The organism is Paenibacillus sp. CMM36 (assembly GCF_053570945.1).
The window spans coordinates 1-1,239 of the sequence record NZ_JBSEDY010000060.1 but is presented as its reverse complement, the minus strand read 5'-3'; the positions used below and the strand labels follow the sequence as shown (position 1 = coordinate 1,239).

Annotated in this window: 1 protein-coding gene; it reads right to left on the bottom strand. The window is 52.1% G+C overall.

Annotation, left to right across the window (positions count from 1 at the left end; all coding sequences use genetic code 11):
* Positions 1 to 1,239: condensation domain-containing protein (locus tag ACWA2B_RS27830; RefSeq protein ID WP_449292875.1), on the bottom strand; the 1,239-nt coding region annotated here is incomplete at both ends.

Sequence of the window (1,239 nt, the reverse complement as noted above, 5' to 3'; positions counted from 1 at the left end):
TGTCTACCGAGCGTTCACTCAAAATGCCGACAATCGACTCGCGTCCAACGCCTTCATTCCGCAATCTCCGCGCCAATTGGTTCGCGCGCTCGTTCAGTTTCCGGTAAGTGAGCTGCTCCTCCTCGTATACCACCGCCACATGATCCGGCACAAGCTGTGCCTGTTCTTCCACAAAGGTATGGAATAAGGCTCCTGCTTCAGCAGCAACATCCGATACTCCTACATCTCCAAATCCATAGATGATCTGTGCTTTTTCCTCAACGGTTACCATATTCAAAGTTGCCAGGGGCTGCTGCGGATGATATGCAATAGCTCGAACGATTTCCGCAAAATGCTGTGCCAATCGCGCAATGGTCTCAGGCTTGTACAACGCCGTGCTATATTCCAGACTGCACAGAATGCCTTCTGGCTGCTCTATTGCCTCCAAGCTCAGATCAAACTTGGCCGTATGATTTTCCAGTGGATAGGAGCTCAAGGTCAGACCTTCCAGCAGTAACTCCTGTTGCTCCAAGGTTTTCAGCTCAAACATCGTGTCAAACAGCGCATTTCGGCTCGTATCTCTCGTCAAATTCAGCTTTTCAACCAGTTCTTCAAAAGGATAGTCCTGATGCTCATAAGCACTGAGCGCATGCTCCTTCACCTCTTGCAGATAATCCAGGAACGTTTTGTCGCTGGACGGATAATTGCGAATCGCCAGCGTGTTAATGAAGACACCCACCAGATTACTGAGCTCCGCATGCGGTCGTCCTGCAATCGGCGTGCCGACGACAATGTCCTCTTGGCCCGTGTATTTGTGCAAGAGCGTAGTGTACGCCGCCAGTAGCACCATATACAGGGTTGAACCTGTTTGCGAAGCCAGTTCTTTTAGGCGTTCGCTCACTTCACGCTCCAGTACGAACTCGATCGTATCCCCTGCCGTACTCTGCACCGCCGGACGGGCAAAGTCGGTTGACAGATCCAGTACAGGCACTCCGCCCCGGAAGGTGCCCAGCCAGTATGCTTCCTGACGCTGCATCCACTCCTGATGGGTTTCGCTTTGATGCCATACGGCATAGTCTTTGTACTGAATCCGCAATGGCGACAGTTCTTCACCGCCATACAAGCGGACAAACTCATCGGTCAGTACCTCCATCGACACGCCATCCGAAACGATATGGTGCATGTCGAGCATGAGTAAATGCTGGGATTCTTGCTCTACTCCTTGGACACCCAGATCCACCAAGCCTACCCGCAGCAGCG